Source organism: Legionella gresilensis (genome assembly GCF_900639865.1).
GTDB lineage: Bacteria > Pseudomonadota > Gammaproteobacteria > Legionellales > Legionellaceae > Legionella_C > Legionella_C gresilensis.
In genome coordinates, this window is sequence record NZ_CAAAHX010000005.1 from 164,196 (window position 1) to 190,073 (window position 25,878).

Here is a 25,878-nt window from a genome sequence, read left to right on the forward strand (position 1 = left end):
AAATTCGTTTGGTTTCAGTCATGTACTAATTATAATTCTTCGGGCACATTTTGTTGCACCTATATAAAGCTTAGTAGGTCATGTCATACCACAGAGCAGGACGTATTTAAAAATTAGAGCTCTATAAGATGCCTACCTAGAATGCTGACACTTCTAACTACAGCTTAAAATTGGATTAATTTGGAAAACCAGGTAGTAAATAGAGGAAACAATTTTTAATCGCTTCCTCATCTTATATGCTATTCACCACCAGCAGCAGATTGCTTTGTTTCATCACCATCAAAAATCAACAAAGGCTTTCCAGAACTAGTAATTACATTTTCATCTATTACCACTTTCTTAATACCTTCTAGAGAGGGCAAATCATACATGGTGTCTAAAAGAATATTTTCAAGTATTGCACGCAATCCACGCGCGCCCATTTTTCTTTTGAGAGCTTTTTGGGCAATTTGTCGTAGAGCATCTTCACGAAATTCAAGCTCAACGCCTTCCATTTTAAATAAGGCATGAAACTGCTTAGTAAGTGCATTTTTAGGCCTCATTAAAATATCGATTAAGGCTTCTTCATCAAGTTCTTTTAACGTTGTGACCACTGGTAATCGGCCTACAAACTCAGGAATTAAGCCATATTTAACTAAATCGTCTGACTCTAACATCTCTAAGACTTTTTCATTTTCTTTTGTGTCTTTTTGATTCTTCAGTTGTGCTGCAAAACCAATACCTGATTTGTCACTGCGCTCCCGAATAATTTTTTCCAAGCCTGCAAACGCACCACCACAAATAAATAATATATTTGAGGTATCAACTTGTAAAAATTCTTGTTGAGGATGCTTTCTTCCACCTTGAGGAGGAACAGATGCAATGGTGCCTTCTATTAATTTTAATAGCGCTTGCTGAACACCTTCTCCCGAAACATCGCGTGTGATGGACGGGTTATCTGATTTACGAGAAATTTTATCTATTTCGTCAATATAAACAATACCTTGTTGCGCTCGATCGACATCATAATCACATTTTTGCAACAATTTTTGAATAATATTTTCTACGTCTTCACCCACGTAGCCAGCCTCTGTTAAGGTTGTTGCATCTGCCATGGTGAAAGGAACATTTAATAAACGTGCCAATGTTTGGGCGAGTAATGTTTTACCACTACCTGTTGGTCCAATAAGTAAAATATTACTTTTCCCTAATTCAACACCATCTTCTGTTTTATGCTGTAGGCGTTTATAGTGATTATAAACGGCAACGGATAATACTTTTTTAGCATGTGGTTGACCAATCACATATTCATCGAGAAAACTTGCTATTTCTCGAGGTGTAGGTAAACGAGTTTGAGTATTTTCGGTTGTTTCTTGATTTTCTTCGCGAATAATGTCATTACAAAGCTCAACACATTCGTCACAAACAAATACGGAAGGGCCAGCAATAAGTTTCTTTACTTCATGCTGACTCTTACCACAGAACGAACAATACAAGACTTTGTCACCATCGCCTCTGCCTGTTTTACTCATTTATTAACCCCTTTCTTACTGCCACATAAGCAAGCATTGTAAAGAATAAATGTAATCTTTCTTGCTAAGTATAACTTTAAATAAGTAGCCTGTTTAATAATTAATATTCTACTTAATTTACATTCATTTAAGTATAGTAAAAATTGCTTTTAATTTAGTTAAATAATTATTTTCCCTTTTACTTCCTTCCCTTATTTATTATTTTCCTATTTCCAAGTGTTAACATTTAATACAACTACTTTTAGCTTTAGCATAACACTAATTTTAATGTGTTGCTTATAAACTAAACTATAAAGATGATTTATTTCAATTAAATCTTAAATGTAAGCTTTTGAATTATACGATTAAACTTTATTGATAATAGTTTACTTCAATTATGGCCTAACGGATAGGCTGTTATTTTAGTGCTCTGTCCCTACCATCGAACGGCTGCATTTGGCACATCATGCACGAAAATCCAACCTCTAACCAAAATATTAATATCACACTTTGTATTATAAATTTAGACAAATAAAATAAGCCAGAAACCATTATAAACTTCTTTTAAACCTAAGTCTTTTACTTTTAAAGCTCAAAACGTTAAGGTTTGGTAAAAAGTCAGATGTGTTCTGGCAAATATCATTATAGCAATAATTAGACCATTTAGGCTAAATTTTCACGATCATAAAGAACTTTATCAATCAAGCCATATTCTTCTGCTTGATTGGCATTCATAAAATTATCCCGTTCGGTATCGCGCATAATTTGATCGGGAGTCTTTTTGCAATGCTTAGCCATAATACTGTTTAACCGCTCTCTTATAGCTAATGTTTCTCGAGCATGGATTTCAATATCCGTTGCCTGACCGCGATAACCACCTAAAGGTTGGTGAATCATAACGCGTGAATTAGGTAGGCAAAAACGCTTGCCCTCTGCGCCTGCACAAAGCAGTAATGCAGCAGCACTTGCAGCTTGGCCTATACATAGAGTACTTACGTCAGGCTTGATAAATTGCATCGTATCGTAGATAGCAAGCCCTGCTGTAACAACGCCCCCTGGTGAATTGATATATAAAAATATATCCTTTTCAGGGTTTTCAGATTCTAAGAACAATAATTGAGCAACAACTAAGTTTGCCATGTGATCTTCTACTTCACCTAAAAGAAAAATAATTCTTTCTTTTAGCAGGCGAGAATAAATATCATAAGAACGCTCACCGCGCGAAGTTTGTTCAATAACCATTGGCACAAGGCCACTGGCATTTTTAATTGGTGTATTAAAATTATCCATATTTATTCGCCCTCAGTCTCTTCTTGTTTAACAGGCTCTTCTTCTTGCTTAGCTTTAGGGTTCATTATTTCGTCGTAACTTTGCTCTTTTTCTACAACTTTAGCATGTTCGCTAATCTTTTCAGCAACCATTTCTTCCGTAACTAAAGCTTCAATTTCAGCTAAATTCTCTTTTTTACTGTAGTACCAACTGCGTAATTCTTCAGGCTTTTCATAAGCTTTTGCTAATTTATCAATCATAGCATCAACACGCTCTTTACTGGCTGTTAACTTATGTTGCTTGATGTATTCAGATAATAATAAACCAAGATGTACTCGACGAGTTGCTTGTTTTTCGAAAAGATTTCTTGGAAAATCAGGAATCTTTTCATCATCAGAGTGTTCATGCCCGAAGACACGATGATACATATCGTGTTTTAAATGCTCAATTTCTTGATCAATTAATGATTTTGGTAAATCAAATTCATTGGCTTCTAATAATTTATCAAAAATACGCTCACGATTTGTCGCACTGACACGGCGCTCAAGCTCACGGGTCATATTTTCTTTAATATCTTTCTTCAGTGCCTCAAGGCCACCTTCTTTAATATTGAATTTTTCAGCAAATTCATCATTTAATTCAGGTAATTTCCCTTCCATGACACTTTTAATTGTAATTTTAAATGTCGCTTCTTTACCCGCTAAGTCCTTATGACCATAGCTTTCAGGAAAGTTAACCTTAATATCAAAAGGCTTATTTGGCTTACCACCAACAATTTGCTCTTCAAAACCTGGTATCATTGCATTAGAGCCAAGAACTAACTCATAGTATTCTGCACTACCACCTTCAAATGGCTGACCATCTAAGAAACCTTCAAAGTCAATAATAACTTTATCGCCTTCTTTGGCAGCTCTTGTCACTTCTTCCCACTCTTTATTTTGTTCACGTAGCTTTTCTAACATTTCTTGAACGTCTGCATCTTTAACTTCTGCACGAACTAATTCAATGTCAGGTTTATCTAATTCTTTAATTTCAATAACAGGAAGGACTTCAAATGTCGCGCTGTAACGAAAATCTTTGCCCGATTCTAATTGCTCAGGCTCTACAAAAGGCGCCCCAGCAGGCACTAATTCTTTATCTTTTAGTGCTTCATATAAGGTTGATTGAACCATTTCTTTGGCAACTTCTTCTCGGACACTCTCAGAATAGCGACTTTGTACAATATTCATAGGGACTTTACCAGGCCGAAAGCCAGCTACTTTAACTTTGCGGGCTAATGAGCGAAGGCGAAGCTTAACTTCCTCTTCAACTTTCTCGGTAGGTACCGAAACTGTTACCTTACGTTCCAAACCTTTCAAGGTCTCAACAGAAACTTGCATCTAGTCACCTCTTGGAAATTGTCATGAATGGTGCGAAAGGAGAGACTCGAACTCTCACGGGTTACCCCACTGGAACCTAAATCCAGCGCGTCTACCAGTTCCGCCACTTTCGCAAGCAGGGTGGAATTATCAAACAGTATAGTAGCTTTGTAAAGGTTTCCGCAAAATACATAGCATCGATTGATAATTTGAAACATGGGGTGAACGATGGGACTCGAACCCACGACAACCGGGATCACAACCCGGGGCTCTACCAACTGAGCTACGCCCACCATAACTATAACTTAACTAGTATAATCTAAAAGAGTACTGCACAAAGGCTGGCACGCCCGGCAGGACTCGAACCTGCTACCCTCGGCTTAGAAGGCCGATGCTCTATCCAAATGAGCTACGGGCGCAAATATTGGTCGGGGTGGAGGGATTCGAACCCCCGACATCCTGGTCCCAAACCAGGCGCGCTACCAGACTGCGCTACACCCCGACGACCCGTCCTAGGACAGAGCGCAAATAATACTCGGTGCGCTCATGCAGGTCAATAACTTCTGAAAATTAATTTTTAATAAAGGGGTTAGACGATCGGAAAAATTATTAATGATGTACTAAAAAATATAATTAAAATCTATCTAACGTGTCTTTCTCGTGTAGACGGGAACCCTACTTGCAAGGTACGGCCGTGCTAATGGATTGAATGGATCCCCGCCTACGCGGGGATGACAAGAAATAAGGAGCAGCAGAAAACCTGTCTTTCCCGCGTAGGCGGGAATCCATCTTGCAAGGTACTGCCGTACTAATTGATTGAATAGATCCCTGCTTACGCGGGGATGACAGGGATGCGTAGGTTATAATTTTTCTAAACGTTCCCAAAGCAGATCATCTAGAATTATACGTGATATTTCCCTATCCCGCGAAGTCCATCATAATTACTCAAATTTCTTGCGTGGGAGAGGGAGTAGATAGAGGTGATTTTAAAGATTTATGCAGGAGCTCAAATGAGGCATATAATAATAATTTCAGGGTTATTATTAAATAGACAATCTGATTATCAAGCTTTTCCTAGTATCGACAAAACGTTTAGTTTACAGTATTAATGATTTAAAATGGCTACATCAAATTAATAATAAATAATAATGAAAACCCAGTTGCTACCTTTATTTGATAATCTCAATCATTTACATAAAAATCAGCAGAATGCTGTTTTGCCTGATAAGAAATTTCAGGATGATTTTTTACGTACATTGGACTTTTTGAAAAGTTACTCAGGTAGCTTAGGGACTTTTAATAGCTATCGGCGTGAAGTAGAAAGGCTTTTGCAGTGGTGCTGGCTTATTAAGAAAACCACTTTAAGTGAATTAAGGCGGGATGATATTGAACAATTTATTCGCTTTTGTCAAAACCCGCCTGAGCATTGGATTAGCCTAAAAAAAGTACCGCGTTACATTGAAAAAGAGGGACTTCGCATTCCTAATGAGCAATGGCGCCCTTTTGTAGTGACTATTAGCAAATCATCACGAAAACAAGGCAATACCCCAACGCTTGAGCAATTTAATCTATCACAAGGGGCTATCCAGGAAATTTTTGCAATTTTAAGTACTTACTTTAATTTTTTAATTGCTGAAGAATATCTCTTTACTAACCCCGTTGCCTTAATTCGGCAGAAAAGTAAATTTATTCGCAAACGCCAAATGAGTCCGCCGGTGCGCCGTTTAAGCATTTTACAATGGGAAGCTGTTTTACAGGCTGCTGAGACCTTAGCTGAACATGATCCGATGATGCATGAGCGTACGCGCTTTATTTTAAGTATGTTATTTGGCATGTATTTGCGTATTTCAGAATTAGTGGCGCATGAGCGTTGGACCCCTACCATGAATAATTTTTCTAAAGACAGTAGTGGCGCTTGGTGGTTTACTACAGTTGGTAAGGGTAATAAGGAGCGCCAGGTGGCCGTTAGTGATGATATGCTGACCAGTTTAACACGTTGGCGTTTATTTTTAGGGTTAACACCCTTGCCCTCGCCTGGCGATACCTCCCTTCTTTTACCCAAATTACGTGGTTCAGGACCTATGAGTGATACAGCACCTATTAGAAGGCTTGTGCAACGTTGTTTTGATTTAGCAGCTGATACGTTACGACAAAAAGGCCATATTGAAGAAGCGGATAATCTGAATGCAGCCACCGTTCACTGGTTAAGACATACAGGTATTTCAGAAGATGTAAAATTTCGCCCACGCGAACATGTGCGGGATGATGCCGGTCACAGTACCAGTGCCACAACTGATCGTTATATTGATGTTGAGATGCGAGAACGTCATCAATCAGCACGGAATAAGAAAATTATTAAGCATACGGAATCAGAAACTTAATGTAGGTCGGCTTAGCCTTCTATTTACACCTTTTGTTGGGCCGATTGGCCCAACCTACTATATGCTGGCGTAGGTATAAACATCCACTAATTCAATTTGGTCCGCAGCTAGAGCTTCACCCAAAAAGATTTCACCTACCCGTTGAAAGCGACCCACCGAATCTGTGACTAAATATTGAACTGCAGGAGTTTTTTCTTCAGGGATTGAGAACAATTGTTCTTGCGCTAATGCTTCATATACAGCGGAAGCAGTTGCATCAGCAGAATCTACGATATTTACTGTTTCAGGTAACATAGTAGCTAGTAAAGGTTTAAACACAGGAAAATGGGTACAACCTAGTAATAAGGTATCTTCTTGTTGGAATTCAGATAAATAATGACGTAAGGCTTCACGCGCCACACCATTGGCAATCATGCCTTCTTCTGCTAAAGCAACTAAAACACTACAAGCGCGTGCACTAATAGTTGCATTGGGTAGGTGCTCAGTGATTAAACGTTGATACGCATTAGAAGCAATCGTTGTTTCTGTGGCAAATACCGCCACTGCTTGATTTTTAGTTGCAGCCACTACCGCAGTAGCACCTGGTTTAACCACCCCAATCACAGGTATTTCTGGTAGTAAGTGTTGTAAATGGGATAAGGCTGCCGTGGTGGCGGTATTACAAGCAATTACCAGCGCTTTAATTTCACGTTCAACTAAAATATGCGCCATTTGCAGCGCGTATTGTTGAACAGTATCAGGACTTTTGGTGCCATAAGGAAGACGGGCTGTATCACCTAGATAAATAAAGGATTCATTGGGTAGTTTTTGTTTAAGTGCTCTAAGCACTGTTAAACCACCCATGCCGGAATCAAAAACACCGATTGGTTTGTTGTTATTGTTCACGTATTGTCCTTAATTTAGCATAATTTACTATTGGCCAAGGCCTAACTTATGTTCAGGTTCAGCTTGAGCAGTTTGCTCATTATCTTTTTTCATTTCTTCTAATGAGTCACTCATAAAAGGTTTTCTCATGACGGCTCTATATGCTTTTGTTAGCAACCCGTTTTCTTCTTTCTTTGCCTGGAAATCTTCAGCAACTCTAGTAGTATGGTCGTCAAATTTTTCTTTATTAAATTTAGGAATTTTAAACTTGTCTTTATCATAATCAATATGCTGCTTCAAGAAGTTATCACGAACTGTTTTATGTTTCTCAAATATCGTGTAAACAGAACTACCCGAAAAACCAAGTCGAGGTTTCGAAAATCTAAATTGCCCTTCCGGTGAAAACGAAGCACAGTCGACATTGATTGCAGTGTGATCAAACTTCATATTTGGGTCATTTTTACCTAAAATCATTAATGCAGTCCAAAGATAAGGGACCTGAGCAGCTCCAAGTTTTCCTCTGCCTTCTAATAAAATACGATTTTCTTTTGTTGGGGGGCCGCTTAGCGTAGATAGCATTTGAGTTGCTACTGCAAAAGCATACTCCATACGTGCTTTTTGGATCTCTGGAGTTTCGGCAGGCGAGTCTACCTCAATTTCCCCACCAGGAAAGTCTAGCATCTCAAAAGATACACTAGGATCAGCCGTATATGATCCATCGGAATTTCTATAGGCCTCCATATCTTTTGGGCCACGTGTTTCAATAAATGAAAATGAGCTATTTGGATTTGTGCCATCATCTATGGTCATTTCATATTTACGGAAATGCCCCGGAGCAACTTTAGGCACTGATGAATAAGTTGCAGCATTATTAGTTGGCTGACTTATGGTAGCACCAGAAGGAGCGGCTGCATTATTACCCCCCTGCCTTGGTTTCCTGTGATCTTTTAATTCAGCCATTGGGTAATCATGATAATCATACTTATAAGATGAGAATTTGACTGCACCTTTTGCCTCTTTTGCCTCTTGTAAGACTTTTAAAACGCCTTTTTTCAAAGTTGGATGAGCTTGATCTGGATCACCATAAAGTACTGCATGGACGCGTCTTAATGTGGCCAGCCTTTCATTAATATCTTCCCTTAAAGCTTCTAAATCTTGACGTTGCTTATTTATTTCTTTGAACCTTTTCTTTTCCACATTATCAGCAGGATTACCCATAGCTTCCTTAGGAGGCAAACGACCAAGCTCTCTGGTGATAATCTTTTGTTGCTTTTCCAATTGCTCAATTAAAGTATTACAACCTTGGGCAATAACGCCCATTTTTTTTGACATATTATGAGCATCTTTCGCTGCAGCAGCTTGGAAAGCTGGACTTAGCCAATGTAACCCTGGAACCTTAGCCATCTGTTCCAAATCGTCCATCGTTCCCCACAAGATACTATCGGTTCCGCTAGAAATTGTTTTATGAAACTCTTTAACTTTTTTTAAGTCATCACGGTTAGAATCATTAATAAGGTCTATTGCTCCAGTTAAAACTTTAGCTTGAATAACTTTACTTTTTAGATCTTCAAAGCGGCTCGGCGTGAGTTCTCTTTCCAAAGCATCAAGGAATACCTGGTGTTGATTGGGTGGATTAAATGCTGGTATTCCTTTAATGTTATTAATAAAAGCATCTCTTGAGGTGTTTGAATCTAAAGCCTCAAGCTTGTCTAATATACCTTTGATATTACCTGGATTTCCTGTTAGTACTGTCCTTTTCTCTAAAGTTAGCAAAAAATTTATTGCTGAGCGTCTAGCTTCTTGTACTTTAGCAGATGCGTTACCAGGACCCGGATTAACATTATATAACCGTAAATTAGCATTAAAATTATGTTGACTGTGAATATCTGCTCGAGCAGGTACAAGCACCCTTTGAACATAAGGGATATAAGAGGGGTTTATAATTATGCCTTGAGAGTATTAAGATCATTATTAGGAGGAACAGTGAAAGTATATTGATGAGTCCTAGGAGCAACTACGTTAAGCCTATTATTTATTTCCTTAATTTGAGCTTCTTCTATTTTAGGAAGCGGAGACATATTGAGAAGCTGTTTAGCAATTTCAGCATTAGAAATGCTTTTAATTAAATTTATCTGTGTAAACTCTTCAGCAATTTTTGTTGCTTGATTTTGCGTACAACGAAGCCTGTCTTTGATATCTGCTGCGAGCTCTGCTTTACTTCTATTACTATTTAGTCTATCTACAAGCTGCTCTAGAAAGCCTGGCTTTAGCATTTGCTTTTGATGTTCTAAAGAGAGGTTTTTCACGACTCCCATTAAGGCAGGGTAAGCTGTTTCAGGCGCTCCAGTTAACTGGGTTAGACGATGAGCAATTGAACCTTGAAGCGCTGCTTTTTGCACTGACTCCATGGTTTTTTCATTAACCCAATCATGCTCGGTGATACCTAAATCTCTAAGATGAACCTTAAATTCATCTATTGTATTTGCTTGGCTTAGTGCAGCTATAGTATCACGTGTATTTTTACCAGGGATATAATCTGCCCCCGGTTGTCTACTAACTAATATTTCAGCAAGCCGTGCACTAAACTCCTGTTTTTCTAATCCAGTTAATGTTGCTAAATGTCTTGCTAGTTCTTGCTGTAAGTCTCTACTAGCACCGCTAGGATCTTGCCGATTAATATAGGCAACTATTTTTTTACAATTATTTGTATCTAAAGCTTCTGTTTTTGCAAATGCAATCGTATGCGCTACATGAGCATATGCAGCTAATTTACGACTAATTCCATTAATTTTGTTAGTATGATTAGTCTCATTAGCTAGTCCCGCAAATAATGGATTAAGTAAAGTTGCTGGATTTATTCCTAAAAACCTTGCAATGGATATCTTAATATCATCCGGACTTTTAGACGCTTTAAACTGCAAAAGCTCCCTCTCTGAAAGTTTATCAAATTGCATTTGGGCAGCACTAAGTAGTGCTTGTTTTTTTGCTTCTAAAAGGTTATTTCCTCTACTAAAATGCTTGGTTAAAAGATCTAATTTATCTATATTCCTATTGAGTACAGGGCCTTGAAAAGGAAAACTAGTCAAAAAATTTTGTGCAAATGTATTATCTGCCGGAGCAATTGCCAGAGCTTTTAGATTATCAAAATCTTGGGATTTACTTGTCAGAGCTAAACGCACATGGGCAGCAGTTATTAAATCTGTTAATGCCTCAGGTGAATGTAAAGCTTCTCGAGCAGCAGCATTATTTGTTCCATCCATTCCTAAAAGCTTCTGATTTTCTAAGATTGCTTTTAAACCAGACAAACTTCGTGTTTCTGCAAGCGCTTTTAAAGTAGCTTCATCGGTAATTTGACTAATACGGCGATTTAAAAATTCAATCGCCGCTGTTTCACGGTAATCCTGCATATTATTTTGTGTAACAGCATGGTCTAAGTAAGTATCTTTAGTAGGAGGCGTTTTATACAGAAGAGGTTTAATTTGATTAAGGCTTGTTTCATTAGCAATGGCTAATAAAGTATTTGTTGATACATTAGGAATATGGTTGTTTTTTAAATGATACTCACCTAAAACTGCTTTAAATTTATTTGCTTCTTCATCATTTAAATTTAAGCCTTGATAAAGAACCGGTAAATTATTCTGAAAATTAGTTGTGCCAGATTCTAGAAGCGTACGTTTACCTACTCCTAAACTTGTATAAACTGTCTTAATATTTCTCTTAAAAATTTCTAAGGCAATTTCATTTCTAATACGAGCCCCTACGTCAGCTGAGGTCATTTGATCCAAAATACGCCGTTCTAAGGTTGCTGGAGCAATTAAAGCGCTTACCAAACTTCTAAAATTAACATCGTTTGTAGGGGTTTTTATTTCATTTAATAGATTAGTTAAATTCGTCAGAACAGCTGTTTGATCACGGCCTGGAGCAGGTGCAATAGCAGCTCTAATCTTTGGAATAAGAAGTTGATATTGAGCTTCCGTTTGAATTTCTGATTTGTGCCTATCTGCAATTATCATTTCTGTATTTCGATTTGCACTTACTTTACTAGTTAAAGGTACGTCAAATAGATTTATAGCACCCCTTCCAGCAGCAATTATGTCTCTAAGTTTATTCTCATCTGGAGCCAAAATAATTTCTTTCAAGAGGTCTTCATGTCCACCTACTGCCTGTGAACGTAAACTCATTAAAGTACGAGCGCGCCCAATTCTTTGCAAGATTTGAGGTAGATCAGTCGAATCAAAAAAAGTGACATCGTTAGGATCATCAGGTATATCTGTTACACTTAGATCATTTATAGCTTTCAACCAAAAAGCTTTATTTGCAGCAAAAGCTTTTCTTAATTCCCTCACACTTAGATCTGTTCGAAGAAGAGCATCTAAAGCTGCTTTACTATCGGGATTACTTAAAAAACTTTCTTCCCTAAGTAATCTTTTAATTGCCGTATTTTGTACAGGCATAACTCATACTCCACCAACTAATTATATATATTTTAAACCTAAAACCTTAAGTTGTCCTTAACGGTAAGAGCTTGGCTCCCTAGTTATTCTGCTGTTATTTGCTATTTATTCTGACTAAATAACATTAAGCCATTGTTTTAATAGCTAATTTAATATTTATTTTGACTAATCGTATTGATAGTACAGCTATCGATATTTTTATTACTAAATTAACTCGTTAACTATCAAGAAGTCATTCTAACTTATTGTTTATCAATTTGCTCAATTTATTCTATAACTATAGTTTAAATTGTTCAATTTGCGAGCTTTTTTTAATAGACCTCTGCAAACTCGCTGCAGAGAGGCAAGTGTCGGGTTGCGTCAGCACGCCGAACCGCAATGTACCCAGAGTAAATGAGGATTCGAGCACTGCCGAAGCCCGGCAATTGGCCTTTGCAGTAGAGTTTGGAAAGGGGGCTAATAAAATCCCACAGTTAACGTAATTAATAAAAATACCCAAATTAGCGCGGTAATAATCCAATAACTAGATTTATAAAAAAAAGGTCTCTTTTTTTTACGCCAGTAGATGATGCTTAGAGGAATTAAGGTAATCAAATAAATAACAAAAAATGTCGCTAGGCGTTCTTTCCATCCTGGAAAAGGCATTATTTTTGCCAGCCATGATACTGCGGTATGTAAGCCTATTTTTACAAATAATAAACCCCATAATATCCAAGCTTCAGAGCTAATAATAAACCAAGATACCAATGTTAAAGGTAAAAGAAGTTTAACGCCGGGAATGGCCATGATTTTTTTTATCATGTTGCCAAATTCAGCTGAGAAAAACACAAGGATAGCGGATCCAAGAATAATGACCGTTACTATTAATAAATCCATGTCGCTATCCTCGACTCTCTAAGCTTTCCCAACGTTCATAAAATTGTTTTAATAGGTCTTCATCCGTTTTTAGTTGCTGACTATGGTCGGTTATGGTTTGGGTGTCTTGCTGATAGAAATCAGGCGAGGCCATTTGTTCTTGTAAAGCCGCAATTTTTGCTTCTAATTTTTCAATTTGTTGCGGTAATTGCGCTAGTTCTCGCTGCTCATTAAAACTTAGTTTTTTAGCTTTAAGGGTTTCTTTTACTTCTGGTTTAGGCGCAGCAGGCTGTGGTGGGCGTTGAGGTTTTTTCTGCACACGGCGATAATCCTCATAACCACCTATGTATTCATTAAATTGTCCATTGCCTTCATAGACTAATACACTGGTTACAACTTGATTAATAAATTCTCTATCGTGGCTTATTAGAATTAATGTCCCTTTGTAATCAATAAGAAGTTGCTCTAGCAATTCTAGCGTTTCAATATCTAAATCATTAGTAGGTTCGTCTAAAACTAGTAAGTTAACGGGTTTGGCAAAAAGTTTAGCTAGAAGCAAACGGTTTCGTTCACCACCTGAGAGTGTATGAACTACTTGATTAAAGCGTTCTGAGGGAAATAAAAACTCCCGAAGATAAGTAGCTACATGCTTTTGTTTACCATTAATAGTGACATAATCTGATCCATCACTTACATTAGCCATGACTGTCTGATTTTCGTCTAATTGCGCTCGAAGCTGATCAAAATAGGCAATTTCTAAATTAGTACCGCGACAAATTTTACCTGACTGGGGAGTAAGTTCACCTAATAATAGCCGCACTAAGGTTGTTTTACCGCAACCATTAGGGCCTAAAATACCTAATTTGTCCCCGCGGGTTAATAAGAGTGAAAAATCGTTTACTAAGGGTTTATCGTCAATAGCATAATTGACATGCTCTGCTTCGATAACTAGATTGCCTGAGCGTGACACTTCTAAAGCCATTGATTTAACTTTGCCTAATTGTTCACGGCGTGCTTTGTATTCTTCACGCATGGCTTTTAAAGCCCGTACCCGTCCTTCATTGCGAGTGCGTCGTGCTTTAATTCCTGTTCTAATCCAGGCTTCTTCTTCCTGCAAACGTTTATCAAATAAGTCATTATGGCGTGCTTCAGTAACGCGCATCGCTTCACGTCTGTTAAGATAAGTTTCATAATCACACTGATGCGTATAAATCTTGCCCCTGTCAATTTCAACAATTTGATTGGCAACTTGACTTAAAAACTCTCTATCGTGGGTGACAACTAATAAGCTACCGTTATAGGTTTTTAAGTAAGATTCTAGCCATTCAATGGAATTAATATCTAAATGGTTAGTTGGCTCATCTAATAGTAATAAATCAGGTGCTGCAATTAAAGCTGCTGCTAGAAGTGCACGGCGTTTCATACCACCTGATAAGTCACTCATACGGGCATTAGGATCTAAGCTAAGTCGAGTTGCCATCATATCCACGCGTGGCAAACTATCCCAAGCATGGAGGCGGTCCATTTCTAATTGGCAGGCTGCTAATTTGGTGGGATCATTGGCTGAAGACAAGCGTCTAAATTCATCTAATACCTCACCTATTGCCCCTAAACTTTTAACTAAAAAATGATAAACAGTTTCTTCGTCCGCATGTGGTACTTCTTGCGTTAAGCCAGCAACTTTAATTCCGCTTAAACGATGTAGCTGTCCTGAATCAGGTGTAAGCTCGCCTTGTAATAGTTTTAATAAAGACGATTTACCAGCGCCATTACGGCCTACTAAGGCAATACGTTCTTTGGGTTGAATTTGCCAATCCACTGCATCTAGTAATTTATTACCAGCAACATTTAATGTAACTTGATTTAAAGTGATAAGACTCATTGCCAAACAGCCTATTTTAGTTTTTTGATTATAATCAATTTTACAAGGTGATTAATTAACATTATGTCATTTTTTAGGTAGAGATGACAAAATCATTTCTTTAAAAAAAGAGGTAAGTACGCGTTACAGATTAAGTAATTGTAAGTTGGGCTAAGGGTAGAACAGCCCAACAGCTTCAGTAATATGGTGAATTCTCTTCATAACTCGTTGGGCTGTACTTCGTTTAGCCCAACCTACAATTTACTTTTTGATAATTAGTCGATTATTTTGCTGAGATAGATTAAATTTAGATAGCACATTCATACCCAGTAGGATCATATTATCGTTACTTCCAGGCATAATCACGGCCTTTACGTCATATAACTTAAAATTAGCAAAGGTGAGTTGTTTAATACGCGTCAATGAGCCTGAAATATCACCATTTGCTGTTTGTAAAAGAATCGGATAACCGCTCTTTAAACCAAGACGATTTGCAAGAGATTTAGGAATGGCGACTAATGTTGCACCAGTATCTATGATAAATTCAACGTTCTCATTATTAATGCTTCCTTTTATACGGTAATGGCCGCTGCTATCTGCTTTAATTGTTAAAATACCATTTTGAATCTGATAGGTGCTTTTAGTTGATGAATCAGAATAATGGAAAAAAACAAAAAGTAAAAAGAAGAAAAAAATCCACGTTATAATAAACATGATACGCCCACTTTGGGCGTATTGATTATTATCCACTAAGTATCCTTATTTTCGATGCTCTAAAATAAGTATACCATCGACTTCAACTTGTGCACCTCTGGGCAGTGCTGCAACCCCAATTGCTGCTCGCGCTGGAAAAGGTTTACTAAAATACTGCGTCATTGCTTCATTGACTAAAGAAAAATGACTTAAATCCGTTAAGTACACATTAACCTTGACAAGATCTGCAAGACTACCACCAGCGGCTTGGCAAACAGCCGATAAATTGTCAAAAACCTGTTTAATCTGGGCGCGTATATCATCACTGCATAATTCCATCGTTTCTGGATCTAATGGAATTTGGCCTGATAAATAAACAGTATTACCACAACTAACTGCTTGACTATAAGTGCCAATGGCAGCAGGTGCTAATGTTGTATGAATAGGTTGCATCTTATTATTCTCCCTGCCTTTTACGGTAAAGACGTAAAACAACTTTATTAGCACGTAAACGGCGCATAACTCGAGCTAAGTGATTTCTATTACGAACACTAATAGAAAAAGTCACCGCATTATGCCGCCCGTCACGTGGATCAACAGTAATGTTACCAATATTTGCTTCAGCTTCGGAAATAGCTGTTGCAAGTGCCGCTAATACACCGCGTTGATTAGCTACATCTACGGTAATATCAACCCAAAATTCTCCTTGCACTTGTTCATCCCAGCGCAAGGCGATGAATTGCTCAGGACTTCGTACATGTTTTATTTGGATACAATCACTGGCGTGCACCAATATGCCGCGACCTTGCTCAAAGCGGCCAACAATTTTATCACCTGGAATAGGCTGACAACAATCAGCAAAATTAACAACCATTCCTTCAGTCCCTTTAATCGCTAAAGGGCCGCTTTTTGCAGTCTTATCAAGCTCTACACTTTCTTGGCTAACAACCAAGCGCTTAGCAATTACCATAGGCATTTGATGACCTACACCAATAGCGTACAGTAATTCATCGGCTGACTTATAATTTAAATCGTGTAATAAAGCTTGAAGTGACTCTGGTGGCACCTTAGCATAGTCGCTGGCTAAGCTTGCTAATGCCTGTTCTAATAGACGTTTACCTAAATTAATCGATTCAATATGCTGTTGGCTTTTTAAGAAATGGCGAATATTACTACGTGCTTTACCTGTTACTACAAAATTAAGCCAAGCAGGATTAGGGCGTGCGCCTGGGGCTGTGATAATTTCGACTGTTTGGCCATTAGTTAAGGGGATACTTAAGGGTACTAAACGGCGGTTAACCTTAGCAGCAACACAACTATTCCCTACATCTGAGTGAACGGTATACGCAAAATCAACTGGTGTTGCCCCTTTGGGCAGCTCCATAATATGACCTTTCGGCGTAAAAACATAAACTTCATCAGGAAATAGATCAATTTTTACATTTTCAATAAATTCAAGTGAGCTACCTGTACTACGCTGCATTTCAAGAAGCCCTTGCACCCATTCACGAGCACGTAACTGCGCTTCATTAACCTCTAATCCACTGGATTTATAAATCCAATGAGCTGCCACCCCATTGTCTGCAACTTTGTCCATTTCACGTGTGCGAATTTGAACTTCAAGAGGTACACCATAAGGCCCAAAAAGAGTCGTATGTAGTGATTGATAACCGTTGGCCTTAGGAATGCCAATATAATCTTTAAAGCGTTGAGGCACGGGTTTATAAGTTCGATGAAGTGCGCCTAAAACACGATAACACGAATCAATATCTTCAGTAATAACACGAAACGCAAAAACATCAGTAATTTCAGTAAAAGAGGCTTTTTTATGCTTCATTTTACGATAAATGCTGTATAAATGCTTTTGCCTACCAAAAACATGCTCATAAGGGATGTTAAGTTGCTGTAGGGCATTTTCTAAATCATGTTCAATTTTTTGCGTTAATTCGCGGCGATTACCTCGTGATTTTTCTACAGCAGAGCGTATGGCGCGATAACGCATAGGATAGAGCGCTTTAAATCCTAAATCTTCAAGACCTGTATAGATAGCGTGCATACCTAGCCTATTAGCAATAGGCGCATATATTTCTAATGTTTCAATAGCGATGCGACGTCTTTTGGCTGATGGCATAGCGCCAAGAGTATGCATATTATGAAAACGGTCAGCCAGTTTAACAATGATGACTCGAATGTCTTTCACCATGGCTAAAACCATTTTACGAAAATTTTCTGCTTGCGCTTCTGCGCGCGATTCAAATTTAATTTTGGTTAATTTAGTGACCCCATCAACTAAGGCGGTAACATCTTCACCAAATTGCTGGGTTAAATCTTCTTTACTAATGGAGGTATCTTCAACGACATCATGGAGTAGAGTTGCCATGATAGTTTGGTAATCAAGGCGCATTTTAGCTAAAATGAGGGCAGCAGCAACCGGATGAGTAATATAATCCTCACCTGATCGACGCATTTGGCCTTGATGTGCTCGCTCAGCGACTAAATAAGCCTGATAGCATTTTTCAACTTGAGACTGTTCAAGATAGCTTTTAAGCTCTGTGTGCAAATCATCAAAATGACTCATGCAATACTCCATAAGCTTGGTTCAATAAGCATTTAGGAGTCCCTTTTAGATAAATCTCTAATAACAAACCCATGTTAAACCTCATAATGCCAACTATTTAAATAATTAACTTTTAAATAGCTTTTATCGTGGCGGAGGCATTCTTAAGCCATTATTTCAGTAAAAATCTGGCAATGTTACATCCTTATAAGAGTTAATCCAACCGCACTCGGTGCCACCTTAAAATATGTTTAACGTGGCTTTCGGATTATTTGCACTATTAATCTTTATCTAAAATATCTGCTTTAACTAATCCTTCAGCAATTTCACGCAGAGCAACTACCGTTGGTTTGTCATTTTCCCACTCAACCAAGGGTTGTTCACCGCGTACAGCAATCTCACGTGCACGTTTCGTTGCAACCATAACTAGTTCAAAACGATTTTTAACGTGCTCTAAACAATCTTCTACCGTCACACGTGCCATAAATTTAACCTCCACTATTTTCTTATAGGCTATTTTAAAAGAAAATGCCTAATTAACAGTGGCTTGGATAAAATCTTGTTTCACCCAATCCACATTCAACATAATAACATTTCAGTAATTCAATAAAATGTCACCCTCACGTAAGCAGGATTCATTCAATCAATTAGTACTGAGGTAAATTCCCCATGGATTCCCGCTTGCGCGGGAATGACAGGTAAACTCTCACGAATTCTCTATCATACTTGTATATCTGTCATCCCCGCGTAGGCGGGGATCCATTCAATCAATTAGCACAAAGCTAAATTCGCCATAGATTACCGCCGGCGCTAGAATGACTGGCATTTACTATCATGCTATATATTTAACATTCGTTTAGCGCCAAAAAAAGACTTTTTCTCTTTTTATCGAAATCCTATTATTTTACTGCTCTAACATTAATAATGATAGCAATTTTCTGATTTTTTCTGCTTGTCGAGTAAAGCTTACCCGATTAGCAACGACAATTGCTTGCAATTCAAGTGCCGCCTGCTCAAAATCATCATTAACAATGAGATAATCAAATTCTTTATAGTGACTCATTTCCTCTCTAGCTTGTTGCATTCGAGTTTGAATAACTTCCTTATTATCTTGCTGTCTGGCTTTTAGCCGTTGCTCTAAAACCTCTAGAGAAGGTGGAATAATAAATACACTAATCGCTTCGGGAAATAATTTTTTAATTTGCTGTGCGCCTTGCCAATCAATATCGAGCACAACATCAATGCCTTCTTTAAGCCGTACTGCGATTTGTTCGACAGAAGTTCCATAATGATGATTAAAGACTTCTGCATATTCAATAAAAGCATTCCGATTAATCATATCAAGAAACTCGGTGTCATTAATAAAAAAATAATCAACACCTTCTTGCTCACGTGGCCTTGGCTTACGTGTAGTATGAGAAATAGACACAACAATATTGGGTAGATGCGTTATTAAATGTTTGACTAAACTTGTCTTTCCACCCTCCGGATGGAGCTGCCACAATAAACACATTTCCGGTAAATGAGTCAATCATGTTTTACTCGATATTTTGAATTTGTTCGCGCATCTGCTCAATTAATACTTTCATTTCTACAGCACTTTTTGTCAAATTAATGGTATCCGATTTCGCACTTAAAGTATTAGCTTCACGATTTAACTCTTGCATTAAAAAATCTAAACGACGTCCTAATGCTTCATTTTTATTTAAAACACTGCCTACTTCTTGACAATGTAATGCTAACCTGTCGAGCTCTTCACTGACATCTAGCTTCGTTAAAATAATAGCTAGTTCTTGTTCAATTCGTGAGCTTTCAACCTCTAATTGCAATGAATGAAGCCTGGTTAATAATTTATCGCGAGCTTGCTGGGTATTTTCTTTAGCATACACTTTTGCTTTTTTGATTTCTTCTTGTAAACGCGTTAAGCGGTCTTGTATATGTCGATTGAGTGTTGCCCCTTCTTGCGCTCTTTGTTGCTGCAGTTTAGTTAAACTATCATGAAATAATTGTAGTACTATCTCTTTAAATTGCTCAATATTAAGTTCTGATGCTTGGATAACCCCAGGCCAAGTTAAAAAGGTTGATAGGGTAAGATCATTAGGCAATAATTTAGCTGCTTCTAAATTTTGCGTAATATTAATTAGCTTAGTTAATAGGTTTTCATTCACCACTAAAGCAGGTTCTGCCAAAGCTGAATTGCTCATTTTTAATTGACACTCTAACTTACCGCGGCTTACGTAATCTCGAATAATGGTTCTCAGATCTGCTTCTAAAAAGCGCCAAGCTTCGGGAAGACGAAATGAAACATCAAGATAACGATGATTAACGGACTTTATTTCCCAACAAAATCCTATCTCATCAAGCTGAGTCTGGGTTCTGGCAAATGCCGTCATGCTATGAGTCATAATTGATAGTCGTTTGTTTAAGGTTGGGTGACTATAACCGAAATTGCTGCAAATGCAAGTTAAAGTTTAAATTTTATACATGGTGCACGTTTGAAATTTAGACGTTATAATTTCCCTTCTCTTTTTCTGTGAGGAATAACCATGCGTCCCAGCAATCGTGAACCAAATCAACTTCGTGCAATTAAGATAACTCGTCAATACACTAATCATGCCGAAGGTTCGGTCTTAGTCGAGTTTGGCGAGACTCGTGTTTTATGTAACGCGTCTGTTATTGAAGGTGTGCCTCGATTTTTAAAAGGCAAAAATCAAGGCTGGATTACTGCAGAATATGGTATGTTGCCGCGTGCAACTCACAGTCGCTGTGATCGTGAAGCAAGTAAAGGAAAGCAAGGTGGTAGAACCTTAGAAATTCAACGTTTAATTGGTCGATCAATTCGTGCTTGTATTGATTTAAAAACCATCGGTGAAAACACGATTATGATAGATTGCGATGTTATTCAAGCCGATGGCGGCACTCGCACTGCAGCTATTACCGGTGCTTGTGTAGCTATGAAAGACGCACTTAACTGGATGGTTCAACGAGAAAAATTACGTAAAGCACCTACTTTTAATTATGTGGCTGCTGTTTCTGTCGGAATTTATCGAGGCCAACCGGTTCTTGATCTAGATTATGCTGAAGATGTTTTAGCTGAAACAGACATGAACGTAGTCATGAATGAAGCTGGTGAATTTATTGAATTGCAAGGTACAGCAGAAGACCAAAGCTTTAGCCGTAACCAATTAAATACATTACTCGATTTAGCAGAAAAAGGAATTAGCGAACTAATGGAAATACAAAAAGCAACATAGACTACTTTCCAATTTAACGTAGGTTGGGCCGCCCGGCCCAACAAAATCTTAAAACACACCTAATTTCATCTTTGCTTATTAAACTAATAAGTACTTCGCAGAAATCTATTATTCCTTTAGAATGACATAAAGATAAAACATCCAAACAAGAAAACACATAACAAGGACTAGCTAACAAGCAAAAATTTATTATTCCTCTAAAACAGATCATACAGTCACTTAATAGAAAAGCTAATGAATATAGGATTAATTCATAAGCCTTATCGTAATCAGATAAGGAAAATTATCATAACCTACCCTCAAATTGATGGTGATAACCTCTTATTTGATCTTTGTATCGAACTAATTAATGCTTCGCATCAAACAAATATTACTCTAGAAAGGCTTACGAGCGAGCTTATAGCTATTATCACTGAGCAAGGACGGAAAACCTCATCTCAGGGTAATTACGTTAATTTAGCACTAATTAAACAAGCTACTTTAGAATGGCTTAAAGATGAAGATAACCAAGCAAAGACTCCTATTGAATTAGTTAATCTCTTATTAAGCACAAAGGATACAGAACAAGAATTTAGCGACAAACAGAATTTAATAATTCAATTAGAACGGATAAAAAAAGCCACTATAGAAAATCAGACCTTACTTAATGATATTTATAAAAAAACCCAGATACTTGTAGGTATTTTAGATAGTTACCTAATAGATAGAAAAAAACTTATTCAGAATAATAAAGTCAAAGATTATAAAAATACCTACCTTCCTTTTTTTCAAAAGAGCTATCTACAAAAAGTAGAGGCAATTGAAGCACTAAAAGAAGCACTCGCAGGAAATCCCATTGATCTTAAAAAACATTTATCAACTTTAGGCGACAGCAATTTAGGTAAAGAGCTAAAAAAATTTGTTAAAAGCGGTCAGGCAGATGTATTAGTTAATAAAGAAGTCCAGACAGTAACTGATTTTATAAATGCCTTGGATGCTCAAATTAATTCTGAACCGGTTCTAATTTTTAGGACCGGAGTAAACACTTAAGCTGCTAGTATCAATTAGTAATTATTCTTGAGAAATAATAAACAACTCTTATCGAGCCAAAGCCCAGGCTAGTTTGTTAATAATATTAACTTAATGATAAAATGTTATACTTAATGTTGTATCTAATATAATATTAGACAATATTTTATACATTTATATCTATTAACTGGTTTGTTTATGCCTAAAGAAAATATATTTAATGCCTTCTTTAAGCCAATTGGGAAGAAGGGAATGTCCATTGATATGGTAAATGCTTTCTTATGGGGTTCTGCTTCTAAGGTTAGTAATACGGAATTTGCTAGGCAGTTAATTATATTTTTACAAGCAGCTGATCAGCAGTCTTTAAGAAATCTACATACTTCTTGTAGAGTAATCGAGCATTTTATACATGGCTATATTCAAGATATGCTAAAAAAACAGCCTTCAAACTCTATTTTACTTAGCCTAGTTAGTCTAAATAAGAAAATTCAGATTTTACAAACTGTAGTTCAAGAAAATACTTTTGCTGAAGTTCAGCAACTTATATCCAACTATGGATCAAATAAAGCATATGAAAATTTTTTCAAACACGATCTTCCCGATATTTTAACGAAAGGCGGTAGAATAGAAGAAATAAAAGTTGGACTCCTCGATTTTCAAAGTAAAATGGAAAATGATTCAGCAGCCGCTAGAATGAGCAATAGCCCAATAGGAAATGCCAGTGCTGTTATTAGACGCTTAGAAGATATGATTGATCGCCTCGAAAGAACTAATATTTTTGAAAAAGCATTTGCAGTTTTAACAGGTCGAGCTGAATTAACATCTAGAAAAATTTCTGCCTTAACCGCCCTTCGAGACCGATTAAAAGAACAGGAAAACTCCCTTAACCAGAACACCTCTTTATTAGAGGAGCAGTTTGAAGAAGGTTTATATTATCAAGAAGATAAATCTCGTACCAATTTCGTTCCTTTAAAAGAATTATTACAACTACAACGTTTTAGTTTTTTTGATAAAAAAACGACATCCACTAAAGAGATTGAGGATATTGAAAATATAATTAAACCAAAAACTTAAGTTAAAAATCAACGCTATTACATTAAAAGATTTAATTAAATACACTTTTATTCAATGCCACCTCTTGCGCCGTACTTTTAGCAATTATTTTATTTTCCACAAGTTGCGTTAAATGCTGATCTAAAGTTTGCATCCCTTGCGATTGACCTGTTTGAATGGTTGAATACATTTAGGCAATTTTATCTTCGCGTATTAAATTACGAATGGCTGAGTTACAAATCATAATTTCTAACGCTGCTACGCGGCCACCGCCATATCGTTTAAGTAATCCCTGTGCAACCACAGCTTGCAAAGATTCAGAAAGCATTGAACGTACCATCGCTTTTTCTTCACCTGGAAATACGTCTATAATCCGGTTTATCGTTTTTGTCGCAGAATTGGTATGCAGCGTACCAAACACTAAGTGTCCTGTTTCTGCTGCTGTTAAAGCAAGCCGAATCGTTTCTAAATCCCGTAGCTCACCTACTAAAATAATATCTGGATCTTCCCGAAGTGCTGAACGAAGAGCCGCGCTAAAGCTTTCTGTATTACGATGCACTTCCCGTTGATTAACCAGGCATTTCTTGCTTTCATGTAAAAACTCAACTGGGTCTTCAATCGTTAAAATATGCTCATAGCGATTTGAATTGATATAATCAATTAAAGCAGCCAACGTAGTACTTTTTCCCGATCCTGTTGGACCTGTAATTAAAACCAAACCTTGCGGATAGGAAGCAATCGCTTTAAAAATGTCAGGTAAACCTAATTCCTCAATACCAAGAACAGTACTTGGAATGGTTCTAAACACTGCGCCAGCACCACGCACTTGATTAAATGCGTTAACCCTAAAACGAGCAAGGTTAGGGATTTCAAAAGAAAAATCAGTTTCCCAATGCTCCTCATAATCCTTACGCTGTTTATCATTCATAATATCGTAAATAATTCTAATCACCTCTTTATGTTCTAAAGGCGGTATATTAATACGGCGTAAGTCACCATCCACGCGAATTAAAGGAGGAAGTCCTGCAGATAGATGTAGGTCTGATGATTTATTTTTTACTGAAAAGGCTAATAACTCAGTAATATTCATAGAAATCCATTTCAAATTTAGCTAAGTTATAAATAAGTATATGATACAATTCCTTAACTTTAGAAGTTGTTTATCTGTTTTAAAATTTATTATCAAAAATAGAAACATCGCTTACTAAAATAGAAGAAAACTTTTTAAACAGCATATTTCTGTAAGCTTTAAGCTTATAGATAAGACACTAAAATTAAGTTATGAGCATTGCAGAAAATATACAATCGATCAAACAAATTATTAAGACCACACTAAATGATACTCATAAGCCTCAAAATAGCGTGAGTATTCTTGCGGTTAGTAAAGGCCAACCGGTTGCAGCAATAAAAGAAGTGTATGAAGCAGGTCTACAGGATTTTGGCGAAAATTATTGGCAAGAAGCTCATAATAAAATTTTACAATTAAAGCAATTACCTATTAATTGGCATTTCATTGGTGCTATTCAAAGTAATAAAGCCAAAGAAATTGCAGAAAATTTTAATTGGGTACATAGTGTTGATCGAGAAAAAATTGCGAAACGCCTTTCACAACATCGGCCTGATTATTTACCAGCATTAAATATATGTATTCAAATTAATTTAGATCATGAATCGACTAAAGCAGGCCGGCTTCCTGATGAATTGCCACTATTAATTAAATATATTAATCAGCTACCTAAACTGCGTTTACGTGGACTTATGGCAATTCCAAAGCCTCGCTTAACGGCAGAAGAACAATATGCTAGTTTACAACGCCTAACAAACTTACTAGACCAAACAAACCAACAGTTAAATTTAAAAATGGATACCTTATCTATGGGTATGAGTGATGATTTAAAAGCAGCTATACGCGCAGGGAGCACCTTTGTTCGTATTGGTAGAGCTATTTTTGGCGAGCGTAATAAAGTATGAAAATCTGTTTTATAGGGTATGGTAATTTGGCAAAAGCATTAATTGCAGGCTTAAGCCAAAATAAAAATTTAGAATTGTTTGCAACATCTCCTTCCTTGCCAATTAGAGTTAATGAAGTTGGCGTTAAAACGCATTCCTCTAATACTGCCTTTATCGACTTTGCTGATGTCATTATACTTGCAGTTAAACCAGCACAAATTACCTCTGTTTTAACAGAAATCGGTAAGCACCTTCCGCAAAATAGTCTTCTTATTTCGCTTGCTGCAGGAATAAACTTAGATAAGTTGGCTTCCTTTTGCAAACCTAAACAAGCTATCGTTCGCTGTATGCCCAATACACCCATTGCAGTTGGCAAAGGCGCTAGTGCCTTTATTGCTAACAATTACGTTCAGGATAAACAAAAAATACTTGTTGAGAGTTTATTTAAGTCACTAAGTATCACCGCATGGCTTAATAAAGAGGATGAAATAAACGCAATTACAGCGCTATCAGGCAGCGGGCCTGCTTATATATTTTTATTTCTAGAAGCACTCATTAATGCAGGTGAAAAATTAGGCTTATCAAGTTCAATAGCCCAGTCGTTTGCCAAACAAACTGCTATAGGGGCGTTAAGTTTAATAGAAAATAGCACCTTGCCTTTGCAACAATTACGTCAAGATGTAACCTCTAAAGGAGGCACGACTGCAGCAGCACTTGCAGTTTTAGAGAAAGGTGATTTTTCAGAAGTCATTTTTCAAGCATTAAAAGCTGCTTATAATAGGGCGAAAGAGATAGAGGAAATGCAATAGAAGTATTTATCTAGATTCCACG

Annotated in this window: 19 protein-coding genes, 4 tRNA genes and 2 pseudogenes; 6 read left to right on the forward strand and 19 right to left on the reverse strand. The window is 37.2% G+C overall.

Annotated elements, in window-relative coordinates; all coding sequences use genetic code 11:
- Positions 1-239 precede the first annotated feature (239 nt).
- From clpX to E1P04_RS07740, 7 genes are all read right to left on the reverse strand, one after another.
- Positions 240-1,511: an ATP-dependent Clp protease ATP-binding subunit ClpX gene (gene clpX / locus E1P04_RS07710; RefSeq protein ID WP_131782340.1), complete on the reverse strand. Its 1,272-nt coding sequence runs from the start codon at positions 1,509-1,511 to the stop codon at positions 240-242.
- A 642-nt stretch (positions 1,512-2,153) separates the two neighbouring features.
- Positions 2,154-2,780 carry an ATP-dependent Clp endopeptidase proteolytic subunit ClpP gene (clpP, locus tag E1P04_RS07715; RefSeq protein ID WP_131782341.1) on the reverse strand — a complete coding sequence of 209 codons (627 nt, stop codon included), beginning with the start codon at positions 2,778-2,780 and terminating at the stop codon, positions 2,154-2,156.
- 2 nt (positions 2,781-2,782) lie between these two features.
- A complete protein-coding gene (gene tig, locus E1P04_RS07720; RefSeq protein WP_131782342.1) occupies positions 2,783-4,138 on the reverse strand; it encodes a trigger factor in 1,356 nt (451 codons plus the stop codon).
- Between the two features lie 28 nt (positions 4,139-4,166).
- A tRNA-Leu gene (locus E1P04_RS07725) sits at positions 4,167-4,251 on the reverse strand.
- A gap of 83 nt (positions 4,252-4,334) precedes the next feature.
- A tRNA-His gene (locus E1P04_RS07730) sits at positions 4,335-4,410 on the reverse strand.
- A gap of 49 nt (positions 4,411-4,459) precedes the next feature.
- A tRNA-Arg gene (locus E1P04_RS07735) sits at positions 4,460-4,536 on the reverse strand.
- Positions 4,537-4,542: 6 nt separating this feature from the next.
- Positions 4,543-4,619, reverse strand: a tRNA-Pro gene (locus tag E1P04_RS07740).
- A gap of 640 nt (positions 4,620-5,259) precedes the next feature.
- Between E1P04_RS07740 and E1P04_RS07745 the strand changes: the two genes are divergently transcribed.
- On the forward strand, positions 5,260-6,498 hold the full coding sequence (locus E1P04_RS07745; RefSeq protein WP_131782343.1) for a tyrosine-type recombinase/integrase: 1,239 nt from the start codon (positions 5,260-5,262) through the stop codon (positions 6,496-6,498).
- A 57-nt stretch (positions 6,499-6,555) separates the two neighbouring features.
- On the opposite strand, the gene murI is transcribed toward E1P04_RS07745, so the two are convergent.
- The 11 genes and pseudogenes from murI to E1P04_RS07800 form a co-directional block, all read right to left on the reverse strand.
- Positions 6,556-7,383, reverse strand: a complete 828-nt coding sequence (gene murI / locus E1P04_RS07750; protein ID WP_131782344.1) for a glutamate racemase — start codon at positions 7,381-7,383, stop codon at positions 6,556-6,558.
- A gap of 27 nt (positions 7,384-7,410) precedes the next feature.
- Positions 7,411-9,270 (reverse strand): hypothetical protein, encoded by a 1,860-nt coding sequence (locus E1P04_RS07755; RefSeq protein WP_131782345.1) that lies wholly within the window; start codon positions 9,268-9,270, stop codon positions 7,411-7,413.
- Between the two features lie 35 nt (positions 9,271-9,305).
- Complete coding sequence (locus tag E1P04_RS07760) at positions 9,306-11,816, reverse strand: hypothetical protein (RefSeq protein ID WP_131782346.1); 2,511 nt, start codon at positions 11,814-11,816, stop codon at positions 9,306-9,308.
- Positions 11,817-12,272: 456 nt separating this feature from the next.
- Positions 12,273-12,692, reverse strand: a complete 420-nt coding sequence (locus tag E1P04_RS07765) for a hypothetical protein (RefSeq protein ID WP_131782347.1) — start codon at positions 12,690-12,692, stop codon at positions 12,273-12,275.
- 4 nt (positions 12,693-12,696) lie between these two features.
- Positions 12,697-14,553 carry an ATP-binding cassette domain-containing protein gene (locus tag E1P04_RS07770; RefSeq protein ID WP_131782348.1) on the reverse strand — a complete coding sequence of 619 codons (1,857 nt, stop codon included), beginning with the start codon at positions 14,551-14,553 and terminating at the stop codon, positions 12,697-12,699.
- Positions 14,554-14,793: 240 nt separating this feature from the next.
- On the reverse strand, positions 14,794-15,282 hold the full coding sequence (locus E1P04_RS07775) for a retropepsin-like aspartic protease family protein (protein WP_242604409.1): 489 nt from the start codon (positions 15,280-15,282) through the stop codon (positions 14,794-14,796).
- Positions 15,283-15,291: 9 nt separating this feature from the next.
- Complete coding sequence (locus E1P04_RS07780) at positions 15,292-15,678, reverse strand: RidA family protein (protein WP_131782349.1); 387 nt, start codon at positions 15,676-15,678, stop codon at positions 15,292-15,294.
- Between the two features lie 4 nt (positions 15,679-15,682).
- A complete protein-coding gene (gene spoT, locus E1P04_RS07785) occupies positions 15,683-17,803 on the reverse strand; it encodes a bifunctional GTP diphosphokinase/guanosine-3',5'-bis pyrophosphate 3'-pyrophosphohydrolase (RefSeq protein WP_131782350.1) in 2,121 nt (706 codons plus the stop codon).
- 259 nt (positions 17,804-18,062) lie between these two features.
- Positions 18,063-18,266, reverse strand: a complete 204-nt coding sequence (gene rpoZ, locus E1P04_RS07790; protein ID WP_131782351.1) for a DNA-directed RNA polymerase subunit omega — start codon at positions 18,264-18,266, stop codon at positions 18,063-18,065.
- A gap of 420 nt (positions 18,267-18,686) precedes the next feature.
- A pseudogene (gene gmk, locus E1P04_RS07795) lies at positions 18,687-19,317 on the reverse strand (guanylate kinase).
- A 3-nt stretch (positions 19,318-19,320) separates the two neighbouring features.
- Entirely contained in the window at positions 19,321-20,187 is an 867-nt protein-coding gene (locus E1P04_RS07800) for a YicC/YloC family endoribonuclease (protein WP_131782352.1), read from the reverse strand.
- A gap of 141 nt (positions 20,188-20,328) precedes the next feature.
- On the opposite strand from E1P04_RS07800, the gene rph reads away from it, so the two are divergent.
- The 3 genes from rph (at position 20,329) to E1P04_RS07815 (ending at position 23,118) form a co-directional block, all read left to right on the forward strand.
- Positions 20,329-21,036 (forward strand): ribonuclease PH, encoded by a 708-nt coding sequence (gene rph / locus E1P04_RS07805; RefSeq protein WP_131782353.1) that lies wholly within the window; start codon positions 20,329-20,331, stop codon positions 21,034-21,036.
- 234 nt (positions 21,037-21,270) lie between these two features.
- Positions 21,271-22,065 (forward strand): hypothetical protein, encoded by a 795-nt coding sequence (locus tag E1P04_RS07810; RefSeq protein WP_131782354.1) that lies wholly within the window; start codon positions 21,271-21,273, stop codon positions 22,063-22,065.
- Between the two features lie 231 nt (positions 22,066-22,296).
- On the forward strand, positions 22,297-23,118 hold the full coding sequence (locus E1P04_RS07815) for a hypothetical protein (RefSeq protein ID WP_165482705.1): 822 nt from the start codon (positions 22,297-22,299) through the stop codon (positions 23,116-23,118).
- 31 nt (positions 23,119-23,149) lie between these two features.
- Here E1P04_RS07815 and E1P04_RS07820 read toward each other — a convergent pair.
- Positions 23,150-24,187: pseudogene (locus E1P04_RS07820) on the reverse strand (type IV pilus twitching motility protein PilT).
- Between the two features lie 191 nt (positions 24,188-24,378).
- Between E1P04_RS07820 and E1P04_RS07825 the strand changes: the two are divergent.
- Positions 24,379-25,068 (forward strand): YggS family pyridoxal phosphate-dependent enzyme, encoded by a 690-nt coding sequence (locus E1P04_RS07825; RefSeq protein ID WP_131782356.1) that lies wholly within the window; start codon positions 24,379-24,381, stop codon positions 25,066-25,068.
- Entirely contained in the window at positions 25,065-25,856 is a 792-nt protein-coding gene (gene proC / locus E1P04_RS07830; protein WP_131782357.1) for a pyrroline-5-carboxylate reductase, read from the forward strand. Before E1P04_RS07825 ends, proC begins: the two co-directional genes overlap by 4 nt.
- Positions 25,857-25,878: the final 22 nt, after the last annotated feature.